Source organism: Amycolatopsis suaedae (genome assembly GCF_004214935.1).
GTDB classification, from domain to species: Bacteria; Actinomycetota; Actinomycetes; order Mycobacteriales; family Pseudonocardiaceae; genus Amycolatopsis; species Amycolatopsis suaedae.
In genome coordinates this window covers 39,406-58,255 of sequence record NZ_SFCC01000005.1, presented here as the reverse complement: position 1 = coordinate 58,255, position 18,850 = coordinate 39,406, and the positions used below count along the sequence as shown (strand labels likewise).

The 18,850-nt window shown below is 72.5% G+C and carries 18 protein-coding genes; 8 read left to right on the top strand and 10 right to left on the bottom strand.

The annotated features are described in order from the left end of the window. Positions 1–2 precede the first annotated feature (2 nt). Genes EWH70_RS11070 through EWH70_RS11060 form a run of 3 tightly spaced genes read right to left on the bottom strand, consistent with a single transcriptional unit; the run spans position 3 to position 2,980 of the window. On the bottom strand, positions 3–947 hold the full coding sequence (locus EWH70_RS11070) for a TAXI family TRAP transporter solute-binding subunit (RefSeq protein ID WP_130475238.1): 945 nt from the start codon (positions 945–947) through the stop codon (positions 3–5). Continuing rightward, complete coding sequence (locus tag EWH70_RS11065; protein WP_130475237.1) at positions 944–2,326, bottom strand: sensor histidine kinase; 1,383 nt, start codon at positions 2,324–2,326, stop codon at positions 944–946. Before EWH70_RS11065 ends, EWH70_RS11070 begins: the two co-directional genes overlap by 4 nt. A gap of 3 nt (positions 2,327–2,329) precedes the next feature. Then, a complete protein-coding gene (locus tag EWH70_RS11060) occupies positions 2,330–2,980 on the bottom strand; it encodes a response regulator transcription factor (RefSeq protein ID WP_165436234.1) in 651 nt (216 codons plus the stop codon). 147 nt (positions 2,981–3,127) lie between these two features. On the opposite strand from EWH70_RS11060, the gene fabG reads away from it, so the two are divergent. From fabG to EWH70_RS11045, 3 genes are read left to right on the top strand one after another with little or no spacing between them, the layout of a single operon-like run. After that, on the top strand, positions 3,128–3,832 hold the full coding sequence (gene fabG, locus EWH70_RS11055) for a 3-oxoacyl-ACP reductase FabG (protein WP_130475235.1): 705 nt from the start codon (positions 3,128–3,130) through the stop codon (positions 3,830–3,832). 34 nt (positions 3,833–3,866) lie between these two features. Further along, positions 3,867–4,634, top strand: coding sequence for an enoyl-ACP reductase FabI (fabI, locus tag EWH70_RS11050; RefSeq protein WP_130475234.1), 768 nt, complete (start codon positions 3,867–3,869; stop codon positions 4,632–4,634). A 44-nt stretch (positions 4,635–4,678) separates the two neighbouring features. Beyond that, a complete protein-coding gene (locus EWH70_RS11045; protein ID WP_130475233.1) occupies positions 4,679–5,722 on the top strand; it encodes a ferrochelatase in 1,044 nt (347 codons plus the stop codon). Positions 5,723–5,729: 7 nt separating this feature from the next. Here the strand turns inward: EWH70_RS11045 and EWH70_RS11040 are convergent, their stop codons facing one another. Continuing rightward, the gene (locus tag EWH70_RS11040) at positions 5,730–6,527 is read right to left on the bottom strand and encodes a hypothetical protein (RefSeq protein ID WP_130475232.1); all 798 of its coding nucleotides are present in this window, start codon (positions 6,525–6,527) and stop codon (positions 5,730–5,732) included. Between the two features lie 66 nt (positions 6,528–6,593). Between EWH70_RS11040 and EWH70_RS11035 the strand changes: the two genes are divergently transcribed. After that, positions 6,594–7,991 carry an ATP-binding protein gene (locus EWH70_RS11035; protein ID WP_130475231.1) on the top strand — a complete coding sequence of 466 codons (1,398 nt, stop codon included), beginning with the start codon at positions 6,594–6,596 and terminating at the stop codon, positions 7,989–7,991. Beyond that, positions 7,988–9,964 carry a vWA domain-containing protein gene (locus EWH70_RS11030; RefSeq protein WP_130475230.1) on the top strand — a complete coding sequence of 659 codons (1,977 nt, stop codon included), beginning with the start codon at positions 7,988–7,990 and terminating at the stop codon, positions 9,962–9,964. Before EWH70_RS11035 ends, EWH70_RS11030 begins: the two co-directional genes overlap by 4 nt. Before the next feature lie 8 nt (positions 9,965–9,972). Here EWH70_RS11030 and EWH70_RS11025 read toward each other — a convergent pair whose 3' ends face one another. The 5 genes from EWH70_RS11025 to EWH70_RS11005 form a co-directional block, all read right to left on the bottom strand. Next, complete coding sequence (locus EWH70_RS11025) at positions 9,973–11,088, bottom strand: hypothetical protein (RefSeq protein WP_130475229.1); 1,116 nt, start codon at positions 11,086–11,088, stop codon at positions 9,973–9,975. After that, a complete protein-coding gene (locus EWH70_RS11020) occupies positions 11,088–11,462 on the bottom strand; it encodes a hypothetical protein (protein ID WP_130475228.1) in 375 nt (124 codons plus the stop codon). Before EWH70_RS11020 ends, EWH70_RS11025 begins: the two co-directional genes overlap by 1 nt. Positions 11,463–11,556: 94 nt before the next feature. After that, positions 11,557–11,745: a hypothetical protein gene (locus EWH70_RS11015; RefSeq protein ID WP_240686926.1), complete on the bottom strand. Its 189-nt coding sequence runs from the start codon at positions 11,743–11,745 to the stop codon at positions 11,557–11,559. A 44-nt stretch (positions 11,746–11,789) separates the two neighbouring features. After that, positions 11,790–12,965 carry a S8 family serine peptidase gene (locus EWH70_RS11010; RefSeq protein ID WP_130475226.1) on the bottom strand — a complete coding sequence of 392 codons (1,176 nt, stop codon included), beginning with the start codon at positions 12,963–12,965 and terminating at the stop codon, positions 11,790–11,792. Between the two features lie 71 nt (positions 12,966–13,036). Further along, on the bottom strand, positions 13,037–14,380 hold the full coding sequence (locus EWH70_RS11005; RefSeq protein ID WP_130475225.1) for a cytochrome P450: 1,344 nt from the start codon (positions 14,378–14,380) through the stop codon (positions 13,037–13,039). Positions 14,381–14,462: 82 nt separating this feature from the next. On the opposite strand from EWH70_RS11005, the gene EWH70_RS11000 reads away from it, so the two are divergent. The 3 genes from EWH70_RS11000 to mshC are packed head-to-tail and all read left to right on the top strand — an operon-like array spanning position 14,463 to position 17,120. Further along, positions 14,463–15,056, top strand: a complete 594-nt coding sequence (locus EWH70_RS11000) for a TetR/AcrR family transcriptional regulator (RefSeq protein ID WP_130475224.1) — start codon at positions 14,463–14,465, stop codon at positions 15,054–15,056. Further along, positions 15,053–15,829, top strand: a complete 777-nt coding sequence (locus tag EWH70_RS10995; RefSeq protein WP_240686925.1) for a MerR family transcriptional regulator — start codon at positions 15,053–15,055, stop codon at positions 15,827–15,829. The genes EWH70_RS11000 and EWH70_RS10995 overlap by 4 nt, the downstream gene beginning before the upstream one ends. Positions 15,830–15,881: 52 nt before the next feature. After that, a complete protein-coding gene (gene mshC / locus EWH70_RS10990; RefSeq protein ID WP_130475223.1) occupies positions 15,882–17,120 on the top strand; it encodes a cysteine--1-D-myo-inosityl 2-amino-2-deoxy-alpha-D-glucopyranoside ligase in 1,239 nt (412 codons plus the stop codon). Between the two features lie 8 nt (positions 17,121–17,128). Here mshC and EWH70_RS10985 read toward each other — a convergent pair whose 3' ends face one another. Beyond that, positions 17,129–18,739, bottom strand: a complete 1,611-nt coding sequence (locus tag EWH70_RS10985) for an ABC-F family ATP-binding cassette domain-containing protein (protein ID WP_130475222.1) — start codon at positions 18,737–18,739, stop codon at positions 17,129–17,131. Positions 18,740–18,850: the final 111 nt, after the last annotated feature.

Sequence of the window (18,850 nt, the reverse complement as noted above, 5' to 3'; positions counted from 1 at the left end):
CCCTATCCGTGCAGCTCCCGGTAGGCGGCCGCGGCGCCCGGATGCAGCGGCACCCTGCCGGTGCCGATGAGCGTGCGCACGTCGAGGAACTGCGCCCCGACCGCCTGCTCGGGCACCAGCTCGGTGGCGTGCCCGGCCAGCACCCTGGTGATCGCGCCTGCCACGTCGTCGGGCAGCGACGGTGCGCTGACCAGCAGGTTCGGCGTGCCGACGGTGGGCAGGTCGCCGACACCGAGGTAGGCGCCGGCTGGCACCCGCACCTGCTCGTAGACCGGCCCGTACGCGGCTCGCAGCGCGGGCAGTACCCCGTCGAGCGGCACCAGGCGGACGGCCGTGCCCGCCGCCAGCTCGGCGACGGCAGGGGTCGGCACGCCACCGGACCACAGGAAGGCGTCGATCCGCCGCTCCCGCAGGCCGTCCACGGCCGCGGACAGCGTCAGGTACTCGGCCCGCACCGACAGTCCGGCGGCGGCCAGCATGCGGGTGCCGAACACCGCGCTGCCCGAACCGGCCGCGCCCAGCGACACGGTGCGGCCGGCCAGCCCGGCGAGGTCGCGGACCGGGCCGTCGGCCCGGACGACGAGCTGGAGGTAGTTCTCGTACACCCGCCCCAGTGCCCGCAGCCCGGCGGGCTGGGCGAACGGCGGCTCGCCCCGCGTCGCGGACTCGGCGGAGTCGGCGAGCGTCAGCGCCAGGTCGGCCTCGCCGGTGCCGAGCAGGCGCAGGTTGTCGACGCTGGCCTGGGTCGGCACGGCGACGGCCCGCAGGTTCGGCTCCACCCGGTTCAGCACGGCGGCGAGCTGCTCGGCGAAGGCGAGGTAGAACCCGCCGCGCTCGCCGGAGGCGATCGCCAGCCTCCGGACGGGACCGTCGTAGCCGGTGCCGCCGCAGGCGGTGAGCAGGCAGCCCGCCGCGGCCAGCAGCACGGCGCGCCGGGACGGTGTCACGACGGCTCACCTCCCGGCAGCGTGACATGCACGGCCAGCCCGTGTGGCCGGACGGCGTGAAGTTCCAGCCGCCCGCCGTGGCCGGCCACCAGCCGGTCGGCGATGGCCAGCCCGAGCCCGGTGCCCCGGCCCGCGCCGTCGCCACCGGCTCGCCAGAACCGCTCGGTGGCCCGGGCACGGTCCTCATCGGACAGTCCGGGGCCGTCGTCACGCACGACGATCGATCCGTCCGCTGTGGACTCGACGGTGACGGTCGCGCCGTCGCCCGCGTAGCTGATGGCGTTGTCCAGCAACACATCCAGGACCTGGGCCAGATCCGGCTCGGGGCAGCGCACCAGCAGCGGCGGTCCGTCCTCGGCCACCAGCGTCACGCCCGCGCGCTCGGCCGCCGCGGTCCAGGCGTCGACGCGGTCGGCGATCGCGGACCGCACCTCGGCCGGTTCCCCCGCCGCCCCGCCCGCGGCCAGCCGGGTGGCGGTGCTCTCCGCCATGCCGAGCGCGAGCAGCCCGTCGAGCAGTGCCTCCAGCCGTTCCACCTCGGTGACGGTGGCCCGGTAGGCGCGCTGCCCTTCGTCGTCGACCCGGGGTGCGAGCGAGTCGACCCGCAGCCGCAGCGCCGCCATGGGGTTGCGTAGCTGGTGCGAGGCGTCGGCGACGAGCCTGCGCTGCTGCTCGGCGGCGGACACCACGGCGTCGGACATCTGGTTGAACTCGGCCGCCAGCGTGCGTAGCTCGGCCGGGCCGCCGCGGGCGGGCACCTCGGCCCGCTGACCGGCGGTGACGGCCAGCACGCCGTCTTCCAGCCGGCGCAGCGGCCGCAGTACCCAGCGGGCCAGCAGCAGCGCGACCAGCACGAACACCAGCGCGGCGGCGACGGCGCCAGCGCCGATCGTCAGCCAGTACCCGGTGACGTCGGCCGCCGCGTTGGTCACCGACGCCCGCAGCACCACGACGCCGGTCACCCTGGTTCCCGGGCCGACCGGCCGGGTGAAGAAGGCAGGCTCGGTGGCCCAGGGGGTGACGGTCGGCGGGGGCGGTGCCGACTGGTTGCGCAGTGTGGCCTCGACGAGCGAGCGGACCTGACCGTCGGCCATGGACAGGCCGCCGGTCTGGGCCAGCGGGGTGCGGTGGGCGTCGACCACCACGACCGGTTCGTCGTATAACGTCGTATACGCTTCCGCTTCGGCGGCCAGCACGCCGTGGTCGCCGGAGTCGACGGCCTGTTGCGTGAGCACAACGAAGCGTTCGACGTCGGCGGTGCGGTCGATCACCAGCCGCTGGGTGCGCTGCTCGGCCGTGCTGGACAGCAGCGGAACGGCGAAACCGGCGACCGCGGCGAGCGCGAACACCACCAGGACCAGCAGCAGCCGGGCGCGCACCGCTCAGCCACCCAGCCGGTAGCCGAAACCGCGGATCGTGGTCACCAGCCCCGGACGGTCCAATTTGGACCGGAGCTGGGTGAGGTGGACGTCGAGCTTGCGGGACACGGCGACGGTGGCGTCACCCCACACCTCGTCCATCAGCTGCTGGCGGCTCACCGCGGTCCCCGGACGCGCCGCCAGCACGGCCAGCAGGTCGAACTCGGTGGCGGTGAGACCGGCGTCGGACCCGGCCACCAGCACCGTGCGGGCGTCCAGGTCGATCTCGACGTCCCCGAGGCGCACGACCGGGTCGTGGCCGGCGGCGGCCCGGCGTGCGACGGCGTCCATCCGGGCCACCAGCTCGGCCAGGCGCACGGGCTTGGTCAGGTAGTCGTCGGCGCCCAGGCGCAGGCCGAGGACGACGGACTGCTCGTCACCCCGGGCGGTGAGCACCAGCACCGGGACCTGCGAGGTCAGGCGAATCCGGCGCAGCACCTCCAGGCCGTCCATGTCGGGCAGGCCGAGATCGAGCAGGACCACCTCCGCCGCACCGTGGCCGGCCAGCGCGTCGGCGCCGCCGGCGACCCGGGTGACCACGTGGCCGCGGTCCGCGAGCGACTCGCTCACGGCGCCTGCCATCCCGGCGTCGTCCTCGACGAGCAGTACCCGCACGACGGCCATTCTGCCGCGCTCGCTGTGACATTGCTCCGCTACCGCCCGGTAGGCGCGGCGCGGCTACGCCCGCACGGCGGGTAACGGATAACCTCCACGGCGGCAGCACCACTTCACCGAACAGCATCAACGCGCGAGGAGTAGCACGTGGGACGGTCCGTTCTGGTCACCGGAGGCAACCGCGGCATCGGCCTGGCCATCGCCAGGGAGCTGGCCGAGGCCGGGCACAAGGTGGCGGTAACCCACCGTGGTTCCGGCGCGCCCGAGGGGCTGTTCGGTGTGCAGGCCGACGTCACCGACACCGAGCAGGTCGACGCGGCGTTCAAGCAGGTCGAGGAGCACCAGGGGCCGGTGGAGGTGCTGGTGTCCAACGCGGGCATCACCGACGACACCCTGCTGATGCGGATGAGCGAGGAGCAGTTCACCCGGGTCGTCGACGCGAACCTGACCGGCGCCTACCGGGTCGCCAAGCGGGCGTCGCGCGGCATGCTGCGGGCCAAGTGGGGCCGTTTCGTGTTCATCTCCTCCGTGGTGGGGCTGTCCGGGCAGGCCGGGCAGGTCAACTACGCCGCGAGCAAGGCCGGGCTGGTGGGCATCGCCCGGTCGCTGACCAGGGAGCTGGGCAGCCGCAACATCACCGCCAACGTCATCGCGCCCGGCTTCATCAAGACCGACATGACCGACTCGCTCAGCGACAGCCAGCGCGAGGCGATGGTGGCGCAGATCCCGGCCGGCCGGTACGCCGAGCCCGCCGAGGTGGCCGCCGCGGTCCGGTTCCTGGCCTCCGACGAGGCCAGCTACGTCAACGGTGCCGTGCTGCCGGTCGACGGCGGCCTCGGCATGGGCCACTGAGACTTTCCAACCACACACCGAACTGGAGGCACTGTTGTCCGGACTGCTCGAAGGCAAGCGGCTGCTCATCACGGGCGTCATCACCGACGGGTCGATCGCGTTCCACGCGGCCAAGGTCGCCCAGGAGCAGGGCGCGAAGGTGGTGCTGACCGGCTTCGGGCGCCTGTCGCTGGTCGAGCGGATCGCCAAGCGCCTGCCCGAGCCCGCGCCCGTGCTGGAGCTGGACGTGCAGAACGACGAGCACCTGGCGACGCTGGCCGACCGCGTGCGTGAGCACGTCGACGGCCTCGACGGAGTGCTGCACTCGATCGGCTTCGCCCCGCAGACCTGCCTGGGCGCGCCGTTCCTGGACGCCCCGCGGGCGGACACGTCGGTGGCGTTCGAGGTCTCGGCGTACTCGTTCAAGTCGCTCGCCGTCGCGGTGCTGCCGTTGCTCGGCGAGGGTTCCTCGGTCGTCGGCATGGACTTCGACGCCAGGGTCGCCTGGCCGGCCTACAACTGGATGGGCGTGTCGAAGGCCGCGCTGGAGTCGGTCAACCGCTACCTGGCGCGCGACCTCGGCCCGCGGGGCATCCGGGTCAACCTGGTGTCGGCCGGGCCGGTGAAGACGATGGCGGCCAAGTCCATTCCCGGCTTCGGTGAGCTGGAGAGCGGCTGGGGCGAGCGGGCGCCGCTGGGCTGGGACCCGGCCGACCCGACGCCGGTGGCGAAGTCCATCTGCGCGGTGCTCTCGGACTGGCTGCCGGCCACCACCGGCTCGATGATCATGGTCGACGGCGGGCTGCACGCCACGGGTCAGTAACCCCGGATCGCTGTGCTGCCCGCCACGGGGGCAGGATGGTGACCGTGAGCTATGACGCGTTGCTGTGGCTGTCGTTCGGCGGACCGGAGGGGCCCGACGAGGTCATGCCGTTCCTGGAGAACGTGACCAGGGGCAGGGGAGTGCCGCGCGAGCGCCTGGAAGAGGTCTCGCAGCACTACCAGCACTTCGGTGGGGTCTCGCCGATCAACCAGCTCAACCGCGACGCGATCGCCGCCGTCGAGAAGCAGCTCGACGCCGAGGGCGTCCGGCTGCCGGTGTACTTCGGCAACCGCAACTGGCGGCCGATGGTGGAGGACACCCTCGCGCGGATGGCGGCCGACGGCGTCCGCCGGGCGCTGGTGTTCCCGACCAGCGCCTACGGCGGCTACTCGGCCTGCCGCCAGTACGACGAGGACATCGAGCGGGCCCGCGCGGCCTGCGGCGAGGGCGCGCCGGACCTGGTGAAGCTGCGGCAGTTCTTCGACCACCCGCTGTTCGTCGCCGCGTTCGCCGACGCCGTGCGTACCGCCAGGCAGTCGCTGGCCGACCCGGACGCCGCGCGGCTGGTGTTCGTCGCGCACTCGGTCCCGGTCAGTGCCGACGCCGCCGCCGGGCCCGGCGAGGAGGGCGGCCACCGCTACTCCCGGCAGATCGCGGAGGCGTCCCGGCTGGTCGCCGCGGAGCTGGGCGTGGAGTCCTACGACGTGGTCTGGCAGTCGCGTTCCGGGCCGCCGCAGGTGCCGTGGCTGGAGCCGGACATCGTCGACCACATCGACGCGCTGCACGCCGACGGGGTGCCCGCGGTGGTGCTGTGCCCGGTGGGGTTCGTGTCGGATCACCTGGAGGTGATCTGGGACCTCGACAACGAGGCCGCCGAGCGGGCCGCGGAGCTGGGCATGGGGTTCGCCAGGGCGGCCACCCCGGGCACCGACCCGCGGTTCGCGGAGCTGGTCGTCGAGCTGGTGCGGGAACACGTCGCGGACGCGCCGGCGCGGAAGCTGTCGGACTTCCCGGCCGCCGGCTGCACGCTCAACGGCGCCCCCTGTGCACCCCTGTGCTGTGAGCCGCCCGCGCGCCGTCCCGCTTAGCTGAGCGCTAGGGCTGGCGGTCGGCCTGCTCGCTGAACACCCGCACGGTCTCCGCGACCGCGGCGGTGCGGGCCGTGCGCACGGCGTGGGACAGCGGCCGCAGCGCGGCGGCCCGGCCGTCGGCGGCGGACGCCGACAGGGCGCCGCCAGGGTCGTCGCTGTCGGCCAGGGCCAGGATGGCCGCGACCTCCTCGGCCCGCTGCAGCACCCGCAGCGCACGGCCGGGCGTACCGGCGGGCCAGTCCGGGCGCGGCCGGGCGCGGAGGCTGGCGGCCAGCTCGTCGCGGACTCCGGGCCGCTCCCGTGCCACCCGCAGTGCCTGCAACGCCCCGGCGCTCTCCCGCAGCGCCTCGGTCAGGCCGTGCTCGGCCTCGCCGAGCCCGACGTGCTCGACCGCGACCGGCCCGCCGAGGTCGAACACCGTCCACCGGAGCACGCCGTCGGCCACCGCCTCGGGGACGAGCCCGTGCCCGGACGACGGCCACAGCACGGCCTCACCGGCCCGCAACGCCGCGGTCGTGAACGGGCCGCCACCGCCGAGGCCGCGGACGTCGCCAGCGGCGGGCAGCACCAGTCGCGCCGGACCGGGATCGCGGCGGCGCAGGGAAGTCAGCAGGCGCGCGGGGCCGTAGGGACGGTCACCGGTGAGGGGCAGCTCGAACGCGGCGGCGACGGCCTCGTCGGCCGCCACCACCTCGTTGGCCTCCGCCCACACCCGCAGGGCGTCCAGCGCGTCGTCGGACGCGGCCGCACCGTGCAGCCACGCGGAGGTCCAGACGGCGAAGGTGGCACTGGGACAACACACGGCCGTCCAGCTTACTGGAGCTGCTCCACGTCGACGGCACCGCGACGGCGCAGTAGCGTCGGCAGGGTGAACTCCGCACCATCCGACCTGCCCCGCACCGCCGGGGAACTCCGCGCCGCCGGCTACGAGCCGCGCGGTGTCAAGACCGAACTGCACGACAACCTGCTCGCGGCACTGCGTGCCGGGCGGGACCCGTGGCCCGGCATCGTCGGGTTCTCCCGCACCGTGTTGCCCCAGCTGGAGCGCGCCATCCTGGCCGGCCACGACGTGGTGCTGCTCGGCGAGCGCGGCCAGGGCAAGACCAGGCTGCTGCGTACGCTCGCCGGCCTGCTCGACGAGTGGACCCCCGCCATCGACGGCGAGGAACTGGCCGAGCACCCGCTGGACCCGATCACCCCGGCCGCCCGGCGGCGCGCGGCCGAGCTGGGCGACGACCTGCCCGTGCGGTGGGTCCACCGCGGCGAGCGCTACACCGAGAAGCTGGCCACCCCGGACACCTCCGTTGGTGACCTGATCGGCGACGTCGACCCGGTGAAGGTCGCCGAGGGCCGCAGCCTCGGCGACCCCGAGACCATCCACTTCGGACTCGTGCCGAGGGCGCACCGCGGCATTGTCGCGGTCAACGAGCTGCCCGACCTCGCCGAGCGGATCCAGGTCGCGCTGCTCAACGTCATGGAGGAGCGCGACATCCAGGTCCGCGGCTACACGCTCCGGCTGCCGCTGGACGTGCTGCTGGTCGCCACCGCCAACCCCGAGGACTACACCAACCGCGGCCGGATCATCACCCCGCTCAAGGACCGGTTCGGCGCCGAGGTGCGCACGCACTACCCGCTGGACGTCGAAGCCGAGATCGGCGTGGTCCGGCAGGAGTCGCGGCTGGTCGCCGAGGTCGGCGAGCCGCTGCTGGAGGTGCTGGCCCGGTTCGTCCGCAACCTGCGGCAGGCCAGCGTCATCGACCAGCGCTCCGGGGTGTCGGCGCGGTTCGCCGTCGCCGCCGCGGAGACCGTCGCCGCGGCCGCGCTGCGCCGCTCGGCGCTGACTGGTGAGGAACCTGCCGTGGCCCGGCCGGTCGACCTCGACGCGGTGCCCGCGGTCCTGCGCGGCAAGCTGGAGTTCGAGCCGGGGGAGGAGGGCAGGGAGACCGAGCACCTGGTCCACCTGCTGCGGATGGCGATCGCCGAGACCGCGCGGTCCCGCTTCGCCGGACTGGACCTGCGGCCGCTGGCCGACGCGGTGACCGACGGCCACCTGGTCGCCACCGGCGAGCGGGTGCCCGGCAAGGACCTGCTGGCCGCGTTGCCCGAGCTGCCGGTGCTGCACGAGGTCGCCCAGCGGGCCGGGGTCGCCGCCGACGAGCCCGCCGGCCGGATCGCGGCGGCCGTCGAGCTGGCGCTGGAGTCGCTGTTCCTGTCCCGGCGCCTGGCGAAGGAGGCAGGCGACACGGCCACGGTGTACGGACCATGACGGTTCCCCTGCCGGACGGCTACTCCTACGGGCCGTGGAACGACGGCCCCGACCCGCTCGCCCCGCCCGCCGACCTGCGCGAGGCGATGGACGAGATCGGCCGCGACGTCATGGGCGGGGCGTCGCCGAGGGCGGCGCTGGAGGAACTCCTGCGCCGGGGAACGCCGCGCACCGCCGGACTGGACGAGCTGACCCGCCGGGTCTGGCAGCGGCGGTCGGAGATCCAGCGCAGGCACAACCTCGACGGCACGCTCGCCGAGGTCCGCAGGCTGCTGTCGGAGGCGCTGGAGGCGGAGCGGCGCGCGTTGTTCCCCGACCCCGGCGACGACGCGCGCCTGGCCGAGGCCGAGCTGGACGCGCTGCCGACCGGTACCGCGGCCGCCGTCCGCGAGCTGTCCGGCTACCAGTGGCGTTCGGACGAGGCACGGCAGAACTACGAACGCATCCGCGACCTGCTCGGCCGCGAGCTGCTGGAGTCCCGGTTCGAGGGGATGAAGGAGGCGCTGCGCGGGACGTCGCCGGAGGACGTCGCGCGGGTCAACCAGATGCTGACCGACCTGAACCTGCTGCTGGCCGCGCACGCGCAGAACTTCGACGACGTGCCGGAACGGTTCGCCGAGTTCATGCGCAGGCACGGGGAGTTCTTCCCGGAGAACCCGCGCACGGTGGAGGAGCTGATCGACGTGCTGGCGGCGCGGGCGGCCGCGGCCCAGCGCATGCTGAACTCGATGACGCCGGAGCAGCGGGCCGAGCTGGCGCAGTTGTCCCAGCAGGCGTTCGGCAGTCCGGAACTCGCCCAGCAGCTGTCCAACTTGGACGGTCAGCTGCGGGCGCTGCGGCCGGACTACGACTGGGACTCCGCCGCGCGGATGCGGGGTGACCAGCCGCTCGGGCTCGGTGAGGGTGCCCAGGCCATGGCCGATCTCGCCGAGCTGGACGCGCTCGCCGAGCAGCTCGCGCAGTCCTACGCCGGGGCCAGGCTGGAGGACATCGACCTCGACGCGCTGACCCGCCAGCTCGGCGAGGACGCGGCCGTCGACGCGAAGCGACTGTCCGAACTGGAGCGTCAGCTCCGGGCTCAGGGACTGTTCGAGCGGGCGCCCGACGGGTCGCTTCGGTTGTCGCCCAAGGCGTTGCGGCGACTGGGCGAGACGGTGCTGACCGACGTGTTCCGCACCTTGCGCGGACGCGGTGGCCAGCGGGAGACGGCGTCGGCCGGCGCGGCCGGTGAGCCGACCGGGTCCAGCAGGCCGTGGCGGTTCGGCGACACCCAGCCGTGGGAGGTGTCCCGGACGGTCCGCAACGCCGTGCTGCGGACGGCGTCCGCCGGTGGCGGCCGGGTCCGGCTGGACGTGGCCGACGTCGAGGTCGCCGAGACCGAGCACCGGGCCCGCGCCGCGGTGGCACTGTGTGTGGACACGTCGTGGTCGATGGTGCAGGAGGGCCGCTGGCTGCCGATGAAGCGCACCGCGCTGGCGCTGCACCAGCTGATCTCCACCCGGTTCCGGCACGACGCGCTGCAGCTGATCACGTTCGGCAGGCACGCCGCCACGGTCGAGCTGGAGGAGCTGGTCGGCATGGAGGGCGTGTGGGAGCAGGGCACCAACGCCCACCACGCGCTGCTGCTGGCCGGACGGCACCTGCGCAGGCACCCGGACGCCAAACCGGTGGTGCTGCTGGTGACCGACGGCGAGCCCACCGCGCACCTGGAGCCCGACGGCACGGCGGAGTTCCACTACCCGCCCCTGCCCGCGACGCTGCGCCGCACGACCACCGAGGTGGACCGGCTGGCCAAGCTGGGCGCGACGGTCACGGTGTTCCGGCTGGGCGATGACCCCCGGCTGACGGCGTTCGTCGACCTGATCGCGCGCCGCTCCGGCGGCCGGGTGATCGCACCCGACGACCAGGGCGACGACGACCTCGGCGCGGCCGTGGTCGGCGACTACCTGCGCTCGCGGCGCCCCGGTCGCTGACGTTCACGTCAAAGCAACGGAACCTGTGGTGGCTGCAGCCGCGGTGTCTCATTGCCCCCGTTTTGAGCGTCGTTGGCGATCCACACAGGCCTGTTGCGAATCGCTTCGAGCTGAGAGGTGATGCTTTCGGCCAGGCTGGTCACTGCGTCGTAGGCTTCGTTGCCGATTCGGGTGCATTCACGAAGGAAGTCCTCGGCGAGTTCATTCCAGGATTCGCCCTGGATCGGCCGTTCCTTCTCAGCGCCTTTGGCTGCGTCGGTGGCGATCGACCCCAGGGCGGACAGGATCCCCACCATTGCGGCAGCTCCGCCGGGGCCGGTAGCCACGGTCGTTGCGGCGCCGACGAGTGCGGCGATGGCAGCCGCGACGAAACTGATGCCTTCGCCGCCGCCTCCGGCCTCTGGAGGGTGAACTTTCTGATCGAACCTCTCGGTCATCTTGTCCATGAGGTCGCGGACGTTGTTCAGTGCTTCCAGATGGATGGACCGGTATCGCCCGAGTGCTTCGGCGAGTGTCAACATCTGGTTCTCGTGGCCGATGCTGTACTCGATCGCACGCTGATGGTATTTAAGAATCTCGAATCTGCGCTCGTCGAGTATTCCGTCCCGCACGTCCGAAAGTGCGTCACGTACACTTTCCAGCGATCCGGAAGGGGAAAGTGGGTAGTCGCCTTCATTCTTCCGGGTTGCCGCGGAGTTCAGCAGGAAAGGATGTACCAGTTTGGCGAAAGTCTGCCCGATTTCGCCGGGAGGGTTGTGCCAAACATTGGACAGTGCATGCAATGCGTGAAAGAAGCGTGCCGGGTCGATTCCGTCGAACACCGAGCGAAGTTCGATACTGGAGTCGATCTCGGGAAAGCTCTCGTTCGCTAGGTTCCTCGGTGGTATGCCGAGGGTGCATTCGCAGTCCAGTGAGTAGTTCGGGTCCTGGCTCTTTCTGTCAAATTCTTCACCGTACCCGCACTTGGTGCAAGTATAACGGCGGGGACCGTCGTGCAGGTCGGGTCTCGTGAGATACTCGATCCAGCTTCCGAAGGTGGTAGCTACGTCCGCGACGTGGTCATCGAATGGTTCGTGATACAACTCGACGTGCGGAGCGAGATCCTTGGGTGGTTTTTTCGCCATCACACACCGAGCCCGTCGAGTCCGCGAGCGATCTTGTTGAGCGTTTCCGTTGCCCTGAGGTCAGCGCCGTGGGTGCGATCGGCGAGTTCGATCATGTTGGCCGAATGAGTTTGTAACCCGCTGATGAAGCTGTCCAACTCGGTGATCTTGGCGCTGATCATGCCGGCGAGCCAGTTGAGAAACTTGTCACCGGCGTCCGGCATCCGGCCGCTGCCGCCGTGTCCGCCCGTCCAGTAGAAGACCCGGGAACTGACTAAGTCATACGCCTCCTGGTATGACTGGCGCTGCGCCTGGAGATGGGCCACGACCGAATTGACCACGTTCTGCGCGCCGGCTCGCAAGATGTCCGGGTTCACCTGGATGCCAGTGGTCACCGACACTCTCCTTCGTCGCCAGCAGGTGTTGTTCGATGAAGCTAGGCGACTGGACTTGCGGAAATCTTGAACTTGATCTTGGTTGACGGCGGGGCTATGACGGGCCGACCTCGCGCTGCTCCTCCACGTGGGAGACGCCGGGGACGGCCCGCAGGCCGTCCAGGCCGCCGGAGCCGACCGAACCGGTCACCACGCCGATCGGCTCCAGGACCTCGTCCACCCGCAGCCCGGCGGCCTCCAGCGCGGAGACCACCGGGCCCAGCGGCGAGCGCTGGTCGCTCACCGAGACAACCACCCTGGTGTCGGCCACCATGAACCTCCCGAAGGTCAGCGCGGCGCCTGCGCCAGGCCGGCACCGACGTCGGTCGACGGCAGCGGCAGCCGCCGGGCCGTCTGCGACAGCCTGGCCCACAGATCCATGCCCTTCGCGCCCTGCTGCGCCAGCAGCGCGGCGACGCCGGACACGTGCGGCGTGGCCATGCTGGTGCCGCTGATCGTGTGATACCGCTGCTGGCCCGGCCAGCTGGAGTAGACGTCGACGCCCGGCCCGGCCAGGTCGACCGCGCCGATGTCGTCGGCGGTGCCCGAGGAGAAGTCGGCGATGGCACCGGCGACGTCGACGGCCCCGACCGCGAAGATCGACGGGCAGTTCGCCGGGTGGCCGACCGGGGCGATGCTGCCCTGCGACCGCTTGCTGGCGTTGCCGGTCGCCGCGATGATCAGCGTGCCCTGCGCGAGGGCACGCTGCGCGATCTGCTCGAACAGCGGCGAGAACGGCGTGCCCGGCTGCACGTCGGCGCCCAGCGACATCGACACGACCGCGCAGCCGTTGCTGATGGCCCAGGAGATCCCGGACAGGATCCCGCCGTCGGAGCCGGTGCCTGCGTTGCTGAGCACCTTGCCCGCGTAGATCTCGGCCTCGTGCGCGACGCCGTAGCCCGGGCCCTCCGCGGCGTCACGCGGGCCGCAGGCCGTGCCGATGCAGTGGGTTCCGTGCCCGTGGCCGTCGGCCGCGTCCTCGCCCTGGATGAACGAGCTGGTCACCACCACGCGGCCGGCGAAGTCCGGGTGCGCCGCGTCGAAGCCGGTGTCGAGCACCGCCACCCGCACGCCCTTGCCGGTCATCGGGCTCTGTGGCGCCCCGACCGCCTGCAGGCCCCAGGTGAACTGGGTTTCGTCGACGGCGGCGGGCTGCGCGGCCGGCGCGCCGTAGGCGTAGACCGTCCGTTCGGCCTCGACCAGCGTGATCGGGCCTTCGCGCAGCGACGTCGCGGTGAGCGCGTCCGCCTGGTCCGGGCCCGCGTTCAGAACCGCCACCCCGAGTTCGTCGAACAGCAGCCCGTCCGACTCGTTGAGCACGCTGGCCACCGAGGCCCCGGCCAGCTCCGCGGACCGGGTCGGCCGCAGGCCTGCCACCTGCGCGATGCTGTCGATTCCCGCCGCGCTCTCACCCCGGGCCACCAGCACCAGGTACCGCCCGGATCCACCTGCCGCGTTCGTCATTTTCGCCACCCTCTTCCCCTCGTCGACACAAGCACCATTAGGTGAATCGGCACCGTAGGGTGACCTGAAACCTACCTTTGATTACGGTTCGATAGCAAATGACTCCGCGGAGTGACCACGATCCGGGCGCCGCGGCCCGGTACGAGGGTGATGTGCCGGGGTTCTGTGTGCTCGCGGCGGGCCCGGTCGGGTGCGAGGTGGAAGCGGGTCAGGACCGCTCGCAGCACGGCCGTCGCCTCCATCAGCGAGAAGCCCGCGCCCAGGCAGCGGCGCACGCCGCCGCCGAACGGGAACCAGGTCCCTGCGGGCGGCCCGCCGTCGAGGAAGCGCTCCGGGCGGAACACGCCGGGATCGTCGTGGTGGGCGGGGTCGTGCTGGACCAGCAGGATGGACGGCAGGACGGCGTGGCCTGCCGGGATGAGGTAGTCGCCGATCCGGACGTCCTCGGTCACCACCCTGGCCACCTCGGACAGGACTGGGTGCAGCCGCATCGACTCCTTGGCCACGGCTTCCAGGTAGGCGTCGGCGCCGCTGTCGGCTGCCTCGGTCGCCCTGGCCAGTGTCACCGGGTCGCGGGCCAGCTCGTGGAACGCCCAGCCCAGCGCGGTCGCGGTCGTCTCGTGCCCGGCCAGCAGGAGGGTGATCAGCTGGTCGCGCAGCTCGGCGTCGGTGAGCGCGTCACCATCCACGGTGACCGTGAGCAGCCGGGACAGCACGTCGGTGCGCGACCCGAGGTCGCCTGCCGTACGGCGCTCGGCGATCTCGGCGTAGATCAGCTCGTCGACCCGCGCCTGCCCCTCGGCGTTGCGCCGCCACCGGCCGTGACGCTGGAGCCGTTCGTCGTGCCAGCCCCAGAGGTCGAGCGGGCCGATGTCGAGCAGCCGGGTCAGCAGGCCCCGCAGTTCCTCCAGCCGCGGGCCCTCGGCGACGCCGAACACGACCCGCAGGATGACCTCCAGGGTCAGCGCCTGCATCCGGGCGTGCGAACGGAACGCCACCCCGGACGGCCAGCGGGAGATCTCGCGTTCGGCCAGCTCGGTCACCAGGTCGCGGTAGCCACGCAGCGCGGTGCCGTTGAACGCGGGCATCAGCAGCTTGCGGGCCCGCAGGTGCTCGCCCTCGTCGGTGAGCAGCACGGAGTGCTCGCCCATCATCGGCTTGAGGATCATGTTGCCCTTGCCGGCGTGGAACGTGCTGGCCGGGCCGCCGAAGACGGACTTGATGTCGGCGAGGTCGGCGAGCACGACGACGTTGCGTTCCGGGAAGATCCGCAGCCGGAAGACGTCGCCGTAGCGGCGGCGCCACACCGGCAGCATCCGGTGCCGGCCGTAGCCGAACAGCATGGTCTGGAGGAACACCGGCGCCGACGGGCCCGGCGGCGCGGGCAGTTGTGCGACTGGCGTTTCGAGCGTCATCGGCCGTCCCCTTCCGGCGATTGAGCTACACATACGTTTTATACGTCCGTATAGATAGGGTGTCCAGGGCTAGGCTGTGGCGGTGGGGCATCGCGAGGACTTGCTCGCCGCGGCGCGGCGGCTGCTGGAGGAGAAGGGGTACGCCCGGATCACCGCACGGGATCTGGTGGCTGCCTCGGGCACGAACCTGGCCTCGATCGGTTACCACTTCGGTTCGAAGGAAGGGCTGCTCAACGCCGTCATCGGCGAGGTGTTCGAGGAGTGGACCGACCGGATCGCCGGGCTGGCGATGGCCGACCCGGCCGCCACGCCTGCGCGCCGGGCGGAGATCACCTGGAGTGCGGTCCTCGCCGATCTCGACCGCATGCGGGACACCCTGCTGTCCTATGTGGAGGCTCTGGCGCAGGCCGAGCGGGTTCCCGCGCTGCGCGAGCAGTTCGCCACGCACTACCGCCGCGCCCGCACGCGGGTGAGCAGGCTGGTGGCCAGGACGCTGGGGATCGAGCCCGACGAGCCGCGGTGCGTCGCGCTGGCCAGCTTCATCATCGCCGCGTGCGACGGGTTGTCCGTGCAGTGGCTGGTCGACCCGGAGGGCGCGCCCACCGCGGAGGAGATGATCGCGGCGCTGCGGCTGTTCTGGTCGGCGTCGATGGGCACGCGCAGGGAGACCGTGTGAGCGCGGGGCTGTCGGTGGGGCAGGTGGCGGAGCTGGCCGGGGTGACGGTGCGGACCCTGCACCACTACGACGAGGTCGGCCTGCTGTCGCCGAGCGGGCGCACGGCGGCGGGCTACCGCCGCTACTCGGGCGGTGACCTGGACCGGTTGCAGCGCATCCTGTTCTACCGCGAGCTGGGGTTCGGGCTGGACGAGATCGCCTCGATCGTCGACGACCCGGACGCCGACGCGGTGGCACACCTGGAACGCCAGCGCCTGCTGCTGACCGAACGGATCGAGCGGCTGGGGCGGATGGTCGCCACGGTGGACCGCACGCTGGAGGCGAAGCGGCTCGGCGAGGCGCTCACCGCCGAGGAGAAGCTCGAGGTGTTCGGCGGCTACCGCGAACCCGAGGGCTACAGCGAGCAGGCGGTCGCCCGCTGGGGCGACACGCCGCAGTGGCGCTGGGCCCGGGACAACCGCGGTCCGATGACCAAAGAGGACTGGGAGAAGGCCGAGAAGGTACGGCGGGACTGGGTCGGCAGACTGCTGTCCGTTGTGGACTCCGGCGCCGCGCCCGGCAGCCCGGCGGCGATGGACCTGCTGGAGGAGCACCGCCGGATGCTGGCGGAGTTCATGGGGGAGTGCGACCACGAGCTGCACCGCCACCTCACCGAGCTGTACGCGACCGACCCGGTCCAGCTGGCGTTCCTGATCCGCGAGCCCGACCAGCGCCCGGGCATCGGCCGTTATCTCGCCGACGCCGCGACGGCCAACGCCGCGCGGTACGCGTGAGCCATCCCACCGGACGGGAAAGCGGGACGGCCGTACGCTTAGTCTGGTTGGCATGCAGACCTGGTCGTCCATCGCCGTGCCCAGTTTGTCCGGAAAGCCCAGCCCGCTGCGGCTGCACGACACCGCGACCGGCCAGGTCCGGCCCACCGCGCCCGGCGCGACGGCGACGATGTACGTCTGCGGCATCACCCCCTACGACGCCACCCACCTCGGCCACGCCGCCACCTACCTGGCGTTCGACCTGGTGCACCGGCTGTGGCTGGACGCCGGGCACGACGTGCACTACGTCCAGAACGTCACCGACATCGACGACCCGCTGCTGGAGCGCGCCGAACGCGACCAGGACGACTGGGTGGTCCTCGGGATGCGGGAGACCGCGTTGTTCCGCGAGGACATGACCGCGCTGCGGGTGCTCCCGCCGCGGGAGTTCGTCGGCGCCGTGGAGAGCATCCCGGAGATCGTCGAGGTGATCGGCAAGCTGCTGGCGTCCGGCGCGGCCTACCGGGCCGACGACCCGCGGTACCCGGACGTCTACTTCGACCACACTGCCACCGGCCGGTTCGGCTACGAGTCGAACTACGACCTGCCCACCATGACGACGCTGTTCGCCGAGCGGGGCGGCGACCCCGACCGGCCGGGCAAGCGGCACCCGCTGGACGCCCTGCTGTGGCGGGCCGCCCGGCCGGGCGAGCCGTCGTGGGAGTCGGAGCTGGGAGCCGGCCGGCCCGGCTGGCACATCGAGTGCAGCGCCATCGCGGCCAACCGGCTCGGCATGGGGTTCGACGTCCAGGGCGGCGGCTCCGACCTGGCCTTCCCGCACCACGAGTACAGCGCGGCCCACGCCGAGGCGCTGGCCGGCTCGCACCCGTTCGCCAGGCACTACGTGCACGCCGGCATGATCGGCCTGGACGGCGAGAAGATGTCGAAGTCACGCGGCAACCTGGTGTTCGTGTCCCGGCTGCGGGCCGACGGCGTCGACCCGGCCGCCATCCGGCTGGCCCTGTTCGACGGGCACTACCGGACCGACCGTGCCTGGACCGGCGACCTGCTGGACCGGGCGAAGGCACGCCTGGCCCGGTGGCGCGAGGCCGCCGCGCTGGACAGCGGACCGGACGCCGCCGCGACCGTCGGCAGGCTGCGGGAGCACCTCGCCGACGACCTGGACACGCCGAAGGCGCTGGTGGCCGTCGACGCCTGGGCGCAGGACGCGCTGACCAGGCGCGGCGGCGACACCGCCGCGCCCGGCACCGTGCGCGACGCCGTCGACGCCCTGCTGGGCGTGGCGCTGTAGGCCCGGGCTCAGGCCACCTCGCCGTCGCGCAGGCGCAGCTCGGCGCCGTCCCAGCCGCGGCGCAGCCACCGGTCGTGCGAGGCCACCACCACCGCGCCCGGCGCGCTGTCCAGTGCGGCGAACAGTTCCTCGGCCAGCGTCAGCGAGATGTGGTTGGTCGGCTCGTCGAGCAGCAGCACCTGCGGTGGGTCGCCGAGCAGCGTCGCCAGCGCCACCCGGCGGCGCTGCCCGACCGACAGGCTGCCGACCGGCCGGTCCAGGTCCCTCGGCGCCACCAGGCCCAGCTCGGCCAGCGCGACGGCGCGCTCGCCGGCCGCTCGCCGGTACAGCTCCCGGGGTGAGCGGGCCGGGTCGGCGAACTCGACGTCCTGTTCGAGCAGGCCGGTGCGCACGCCGGGGCCGTGGAACACCATGCCCCGGTCCGGCCTGAGCGCGCCGTCCAGCAGCCGCAGCAGCGTCGACTTGCCCGCGCCGTTGCCACCGGTCACCAGCAGGCGGGCGGCGCCGTCCACGTCGAGGTGTCCGATGTGGAGCCTCCCGGTCACCGTCACCGCGCGGACCGACACCGCCCGGTCCACCCGCGAGTTCCCGGTCAGCGGCGCGGCGAACCGCAGCGGTGCGGGCGGTTTGCGGACCTGCTCGCGTTCCAGCCTGTCCAGCCGCTGCTGCGCGTTGCGCACCCGGCGGGACACCTGCTTCTGCACCCTGCCGGTCTTGAAGTCGTACAGCATCTTCGCCGGATCGCGGGGCGCCCGGTCGTGTGGCGCGACGGCGCGGGCGGTGACCCGCACCGATTCGGCCAGCCGCTTCAGTTCCTCCTGTTCCTCGGCGTAACGCTGCTCCCAGCGGGCCCGCTCGGCCTTCTTGTGGCCGAGGTAGGCGGTGTAGGCGCCGCCGTAGCGGGCCGGGCCGCCGAGGGCCGGGTCGAGGTCGACGATGTCGGTGCAGACGGCGTCGAGGAACACCCGGTCGTGCGAGGCGAGCACCACCGTGCCCGGCAACGCCGCGAGATGCTGTTCGAGGAACTCCATCGCCGGGTCGTCGAGGTGGTTGGTCGGCTCGTCCAGCAGCAGGGTTGCCGGCCTGCGGATCAGCAGGGCCGCGAGCCCCAGCCGGCTGCGCTGGCCGCCGGACAGCGTGCCGACCATCCGGTCCGGTGCGATGCCGCCCAGGCCCAGCCCGGCACACACCAGGCCGGCCCGGCGGTCGGCGTCCCACAGGTCGTGGGCCTGCGCCCACTCCAGTGCCCGGCCGTACTCGTCGAGTGACGCCTCGTCGCCGGGGTCCTCGGCCAGCCGTCCCGCCAGCTCGTCCAGCCGGGCGGCTGTCGCCCGGGTCTCGGCGAGTGCGTCGTCGAGAACATCGGCGAGTGTCGCCGACGCGGGAAACGGCAGTTCCTGGTGGAGGAAGCCGAGATCACCGCCGCGCTGGACCGTGCCGCCGAGCGGCGTGAGGGTACCGGCCAGCAGCCGCAGCAGCGTCGACTTCCCGGCGCCGTTCTCGCCGACCAGCCCGATCCGCTGCCCCGGGCTCGCGGTGAGCGAGAAGCCGTCCAGCACGACGCGGTCGCGGTAGGCGAAGACGAGGTCCCTGGCCAGCAGGGAAGTGGAGGTAGACACGAGGCATCACCGGATCCCGGAAGAAGGAAGCCCGCCGGGCGACGGCCTCGGGCGCGGGCAGGAAACGGTGTCAGTTCCTCATGATGGACACAGCTTAACGCGACAACTGTA

Bases quoted from the DNA above. Each gene is read 5' to 3' on its own strand.
- EWH70_RS11030 (WP_130475230.1), top strand. From the start codon at position 7,988: ATGACGGTTCCCCTGCCGGACGGCTACTCCTACGGGCCGTGGAACGAC.
- EWH70_RS11025 (WP_130475229.1), bottom strand. From the start codon at position 11,088: ATGGCGAAAAAACCACCCAAGGATCTCGCTCCGCACGTCGAGTTGTAT.
- EWH70_RS11010 (WP_130475226.1), bottom strand. From the start codon at position 12,965: ATGACGAACGCGGCAGGTGGATCCGGGCGGTACCTGGTGCTGGTGGCC.
- EWH70_RS11005 (WP_130475225.1), bottom strand. From the start codon at position 14,380: ATGACGCTCGAAACGCCAGTCGCACAACTGCCCGCGCCGCCGGGCCCG.
- mshC (WP_130475223.1), top strand. From the start codon at position 15,882: ATGCAGACCTGGTCGTCCATCGCCGTGCCCAGTTTGTCCGGAAAGCCC.